Genomic DNA, 5660 nt, shown 5'->3' with positions numbered 1-5660 from the left:
TAACATGTCACTTGGATATTCGAATTTATTATTTTTTATCCGGTTATCCAGTGACACAGTTTAAGTTACACTCTCAACTTGAACGCATAACTAAGCCTCAACTAATTTCATTTGATTAGTCAAATTATTCATCTTCTGTCTTTGCCACCATTGATGCTTTCATAAAGGCAGCAAAGCTCAAAAGTATCGCTTCCCTATAAACAATAAAGCCCGGACATGCCGGGCCCCGTTGTTTATTTGTTATATGTTATTTTTCATTTCCATCGTAATCATAATCTTCTAGTTTCCATTCTATCATCACTTCGTTTATCCATTCCAAAAAAGACTCGTTACTCTCTTCAACTTCCTCTACTCCCGTGTAGTTATAATCCCACTGCCAAAACACGACCGGGCATACACCTCTTCCATCTATCTTAGCTAGATTAAGACAATAATGATTTCCTCTTCCATCAGGTGAAAAGGGCAAAAACTCCAATGGCATCTTATGCTCTACATTGAAATGTTCAAACTTATACACCTCATCTAAAGACCCGCCCTTAAAAGACAAATCAATTCCCAACACTTCTGTTCCTAACAAAGAAATCCCATTATGCTTACTAAGAATATATTTAAAGTCTTTTGGCAGAGTATAACCAATTTCTTTCTCAAACAACTCCAGTCTATCATCTTTTACAGAAGTTCCAAGATGAATTATACTGCTAGAGAACCGGTACAACTCATTCAGCACATTCTTGCTTTCCTCTATAATATCTTCCATAACTTATCATTGATTTTTAGGATACTCCTTCTTCCAATATTCTCTGCGAGCTTTATCAAAGTCTTTCCGTTCCTCCTTTGTTAGTGGTTTCTGCTCATCAGGATGATTCTTTTTATAGTTTTCACCTGTTCTATGGTCGTCCCTATGCATTTCCTTAAATGGGCCTTGAGCCTTCTGTCCATCATGGTGAATTTCTACAGAAGTACCATCTTTTTTAAAGGTTGGAGCATTTCCCGGTTTAGTTGGAGCATCTAATAAGTCTCTATCTATTTTATTTTCATCATCCACTTCAACTTAAACTCCTTGGGATGTTTCATTGTTTACACTTGAAGACGCTTCACTACTAGATGATACGCTATTACTTTCTTCTCCAAAAAAATAATCATGTATAGCAACTATTCCTCCTCCAACCAACCCTCCAAGAACAATACCTCCCCCAACTGCCCAACCAATTGGAGCCCCAATTACAGTACCTGTGCCAGCAGCGGCAACACTTCCTCCAAGAACAAGAGATCCTCCGACTATACCTCCAACTGTTACAGCGCCTGCTACCTTTATCTGCTTTTTAGTCGGGGGATCAAAAGGAGCCATTCCGTCCGGATCTACAAACCTGATCGGGTTATCGAACGCATAACTGTAAGGAGAGTATCTCCTCATCTTCTCCGCCAGCGGATCCACGCTTCCCCACCGCCCGATCACCGGGTCATAGAACCGTGCGCCGTAGTCGTAAAAGTTCTGTATGCCTCACATTCCAACTTACTCAAAAATCAGTTTGTTTTTAAATTGGTTTACCTCGATTTTCGAGCCACATCCTTCCACAACTATATATTTTCCATTTTTTAGACTCAAATTAAAATCAAATATTTGCCCGTTTTTGCTTATTGATAAATTCAACGATTTATCAACAAACATCTCAACATTTTTTTGAACTCCGTTGACCGTTACTACAACATCGTGGGTTTTGCTTATACTCGAAATCCATGTCTTCGTTAATCCTGTTGAAAAATCAGAATTGAGTATCACGCTATCTATTAATAAAACGCCGTTAATTGACGTACTTACCGTGTCATTATGGAAACAATCGGCAAACACAATTGAAAAAATAAATTCTCTATTATTCTTATATTTAGCACCTACACAAGCACCTAAGATTATGATTTGAAAGGAAGTCAATATTGCTAAAATTATTTTTCTCATATCGATTCAATTTTGTCGCCCACGATTCATGGCCCCGACTTGATACATTCTATACATTTTCTGTATTTGCCACGGCAGTATTTTATTTCCAGCTACAGGCTGACCAGATGAATTAAGATCTTGTGATTGATGCATTAAATTCCCCTGAAAATCATTAGTGGTATAAACACTGCCAGTTAATGGGTTGATTTCATTTTTCGGATGTCCCAATACAGCACTATGTCCTAATTCATGGGCTCCCGTACGTGAATAATTCCCCCCTTTTTCGATATACACTACATTTTGACCAACAGGTCCGAAACCTTCGATATTGGCTCCCGGCGGATCAGTACGTCCGGTTGTTGTTGCCACGTCGTCCACTATTCTGAAAGCATGATCACTTGCGGATAATGGGTTGTGATTGGCATCCGCAACTGAAATATCAGTTGTTGTTTTAAATTCAATCTTTTTATCCTTTCCACTAAATGACTTTTCAATCTGCTTGCTAATCTGTTTGGATATTCTATTTAGCTGCTTATTCGATAAACCTTTGGAAGTATTGTCGACAATTTTCCCAGATACATGTATTTGATAAAGATCTCTACCGTTTTTGCCTCCTCCTTGGACAAGATTCACTGATATTGAATCTCCATTAATGTCAATAAAACGTATCGGGTTTAACGCAGCATATTGATACGGAGACATGTCATAGTATTTTTCCGCAAACCTGTCCTGCGTACCAAAGCGGGCAATCACCGGGTCATAGAACCGTGCCCCGTAGTCGTACTGCTTCAGCCCATCCCGTATGAGTATTCCCTTTATCTTAGTGTTTTTCCAAAGCTCGAGAAAATATCTATATGGTCAGAAACTTTTTTTAGTTTCTTCCATCGTTGATTATCCAAATCAAAAAAATATAAATTTTTCCTACTTAATTTTATACGGTATCCATCAAACGATCGATAAAAGAATTTTGAATCATCGACATAAACCTTGAATTTTAGCTTACTTTCCAAATCCGCTTCTGCTCTGTATACGTCTGTTACTAAAGGTGGCGAGATTGCTGAAGTGTTTGATAATTGAGGCGTTTTGAGGATTTTAAAATAGATACTACGTATAGGTTCAGAAAATTTAACTAATGCCAGTGAATCACATCTTTTGATTAAATGGAGATTATCATTGACAAAAATCGCACACTGATAATCAGCAAGATTTCCTGATTTCAATTTTACACTTACATCTATCTCACTATAACTCAAACTGCTATTCATCTTCTGTACCTCTATTTCCAATGGAATGTATGTACTTCTTATATCGCTAAATATTAACACACCACCCTTATCATTACTATCCCATATTCCTTCGGAACGTACGAATAAAGAATGACTCCCACTTTCGTAATAATACGTTGAATCAGGACGAAACTCGATACTTCCAAATTTTGAATTCATATATTTGCCGACAATGTTGGACTGTGAGGAACAACATGAGAATAATAGCGCTATTGCTACAGTCAAATAAGGTTTCATCTTATTATTGTTCTTTAATTTTTTCTATCAACGCTCTCATACTTTTGCGATCGAATGCTGGCATATAGGGATAGGTCCCATTACCGTCTCTTAACCCCATCACCCAATTCTTACTTATATCACTTCGGCCTCTTACTCCTCCCCAATCAGATGACAGCCCAGTAACAGAGCGCGCATCAAAAGAGAACTGTCTTTGATACGCTGGCACTTCTACGTCAAGTCGTTCCGATTGCTTTATTCCTCCCGACTTATAAATTTGGTATCCGTGTACAGCCTCATGAATAGCATTAGCGTCACTTACAATATCCATAGTGATAATCCCATCTTTAGTATACGCGAAACCCAATGAAGACCCTTCGGCCAATTCATTAAAAGTAAACTTCTGAGATACCTCTTTACTTCCCATTAAGGTTAATTCAGAAGATGAGTTATTCAGGTCACCGATTATCTCGTTACTAGCAGTTACTTTGTCTTTTGCATTTTGCAACTTAGTCTCTAATTTCTCAGTTGAGCCGTTTTTAGCTATTTTAGATTCCAATTTTGCTACAGCATTATTCGCTCTTTGTAAATTTCTATTCTCACTTGCGAGTCTATTTTGGATTCCCTTCTGCAATCTGTCTGCTATTTTCTGATCTTTTTCTGGATCAGCCCATTCCATCCCGTCAGGGTCTATAAATCTTACCGGATTGTTTCTAGCATAATTATAAGGAACCACCTCTGTCTTTCTCCGCCAGCGGATCGACGCTTCCCTACCTGCCGATCACCGGATCATAGAACCTTGCGCCATAGTCATATTCGTATTTATGGACTGAAATCCTCATCTATGTTTACTCGCCTCCAAACTTCATCATCAGCAGTAATGTATTTTACAACACCATATTTCAAATCAAAGAACAACTGTGTTTCGATGGTTGAATCTTTTTCCTTCCTTGATATTTTAAACCTGTATAAACCATCTCCGATTTTATACGATTCCAATGAATCAAGTGAAAACTCTTCAAAATTCCAACTTGAATGAATACTATCGTATGAAATTGACACATAGCTACTATCAGGGTGATTCTTTCCAATATTCAATATTTTATAGGGGTACATATTTCCTTGAAATAGCTTTTTACTTGAACCATAATAAATAGTCCCTATTAGTATTTTGTATCTGCCGCTATGTGCAAAAGGATTCCAATCTGCATAACCAATGTCTTTCCGTAAAATGTAAGAAGTGTCAAGAACTCCTTTATCTGATTCAAAAATGAGCGTATCACCCTCATTATATACATCCAATAATGATTTCTCAAAGTCATTGAAATACACATTCCGCTGACATGAACCGAATAAGAGCGGAATCAGTACCATTATACATACCGTGTTTTTCATTAGTCAATTACATTAACTGTGATTCCCAAATTTCTCCAATAATCTATCAAATCGTTCAGCCAGGTCCCCGCGCTGTGTCCTCCTAAACCACCTTTATGATTTTCGCGTTCTTGCCCCCATTCAGCACCCTCTATTTTTCCATATCTCGAACTGCCATAAAACCAATTGTTTTTGGATGACACTTTATCACTTTTAGTCGAAAACTGCCCGCCTAACAATTTCTAATCTGTTCCATAAAACCAAAGAACTCGAAAAGCAGCAGCTCTCACTTTCAGCTAAAATAAATATAAAGAGGTGCCCCAAATAAGAAAACCATCGCGGCTATAGCATACCAGTATTTTTACTCCACTTCGGGTAAATAAAGGGGAACGCCAAGCTAAGTATTAATCCGCCAAACAGGATAATAATAATTGCTTTAGCAACAATAACCAATGGCCATTAGGCCCCATCTGATGTACTTATTCCCGCAATGAGAGCAAGTAATAACGTCATGCCGATAGACAATAATAGCCAAGCCATAACTAATTTCATTGGATTATTCAAACCATTCATCTCCCACTATTTTTCCGTTAACAACTTTATACCTCCCCGTCGTGCTAAAAACAAACCTTTCATTTATAGCCTTCCACATTCACCCGCCTCCAAACCTCACCTTCTTCTGTAATATATTTCACAAGGCCATAGTTCAAGTGCCAAAAGAGTTGCTTCTTTGTACGTTTATCTTTATCGATGCGTGAAATCCGAAATCGATACAGATTTGTATCTACCTTGAACCGGGCTAACGATAATTGACTTAATTCTGGAAATCTCTCCAGCATGATGATATT

The 5660-nt window shown here is 37.8% G+C and carries 8 protein-coding genes and 1 pseudogene; all 9 read right to left on the bottom strand.

Annotated elements, in window-relative coordinates; translation table 11 throughout:
* Positions 1–247: 247 nt before the first annotated feature.
* Entirely contained in the window at positions 248–757 is a 510-nt protein-coding gene (locus tag ACMGDE_RS19830) for an SMI1/KNR4 family protein (RefSeq protein ID WP_436834579.1), read from the bottom strand.
* Between the two features lie 6 nt (positions 758–763).
* A complete protein-coding gene (locus ACMGDE_RS19825; protein ID WP_436834578.1) occupies positions 764–1045 on the bottom strand; it encodes an HNH/ENDO VII family nuclease in 282 nt (93 codons plus the stop codon).
* Between the two features lie 288 nt (positions 1046–1333).
* Positions 1334–1486: pseudogene (locus ACMGDE_RS19820) on the bottom strand (RHS repeat-associated core domain-containing protein); the annotation flags it as partial.
* A gap of 27 nt (positions 1487–1513) precedes the next feature.
* The gene (locus ACMGDE_RS19815; RefSeq protein ID WP_436834577.1) at positions 1514–1954 is read right to left on the bottom strand and encodes a hypothetical protein; all 441 of its coding nucleotides are present in this window, start codon (positions 1952–1954) and stop codon (positions 1514–1516) included.
* A gap of 6 nt (positions 1955–1960) precedes the next feature.
* The gene (locus tag ACMGDE_RS19810; protein ID WP_436834580.1) at positions 1961–2728 is read right to left on the bottom strand and encodes an RHS repeat-associated core domain-containing protein; all 768 of its coding nucleotides are present in this window, start codon (positions 2726–2728) and stop codon (positions 1961–1963) included.
* A 23-nt stretch (positions 2729–2751) separates the two neighbouring features.
* Positions 2752–3459, bottom strand: coding sequence for a hypothetical protein (locus ACMGDE_RS19805; protein ID WP_436834576.1), 708 nt, complete (start codon positions 3457–3459; stop codon positions 2752–2754).
* Between the two features lie 4 nt (positions 3460–3463).
* On the bottom strand, positions 3464–4117 hold the full coding sequence (locus ACMGDE_RS19800; RefSeq protein WP_436834575.1) for a hypothetical protein: 654 nt from the start codon (positions 4115–4117) through the stop codon (positions 3464–3466).
* 143 nt (positions 4118–4260) lie between these two features.
* Positions 4261–4833 carry a hypothetical protein gene (locus ACMGDE_RS19795; protein WP_436834574.1) on the bottom strand — a complete coding sequence of 191 codons (573 nt, stop codon included), beginning with the start codon at positions 4831–4833 and terminating at the stop codon, positions 4261–4263.
* A 611-nt stretch (positions 4834–5444) separates the two neighbouring features.
* A partial coding sequence (locus tag ACMGDE_RS19790; protein WP_436834573.1) for a hypothetical protein occupies positions 5445–5660 on the bottom strand: 216 nt, incomplete at its 5' end.

This window comes from Parapedobacter brassicae, from assembly GCF_051400755.1.
Taxonomy (GTDB): Bacteria; Bacteroidota; Bacteroidia; order Sphingobacteriales; family Sphingobacteriaceae; genus Parapedobacter.
This window is presented reverse-complemented; position numbering and strand designations above follow the sequence as displayed.

What these genes read in the sequence shown, in the direction of transcription:
- ACMGDE_RS19830 (WP_436834579.1), bottom strand. Translation starts at nt 757, where the DNA reads ATGGAAGATATTATAGAGGAAAGCAAGAATGTGCTGAATGAGTTGTAC.
- ACMGDE_RS19805 (WP_436834576.1), bottom strand. Translation starts at nt 3,459, where the DNA reads ATGAAACCTTATTTGACTGTAGCAATAGCGCTATTATTCTCATGTTGT.
- ACMGDE_RS19795 (WP_436834574.1), bottom strand. Translation starts at nt 4,833, where the DNA reads ATGAAAAACACGGTATGTATAATGGTACTGATTCCGCTCTTATTCGGT.
- ACMGDE_RS19815 (WP_436834577.1), bottom strand. Translation starts at nt 1,954, where the DNA reads ATGAGAAAAATAATTTTAGCAATATTGACTTCCTTTCAAATCATAATC.
- ACMGDE_RS19800 (WP_436834575.1), bottom strand. Translation starts at nt 4,117, where the DNA reads ATGGAATGGGCTGATCCAGAAAAAGATCAGAAAATAGCAGACAGATTG.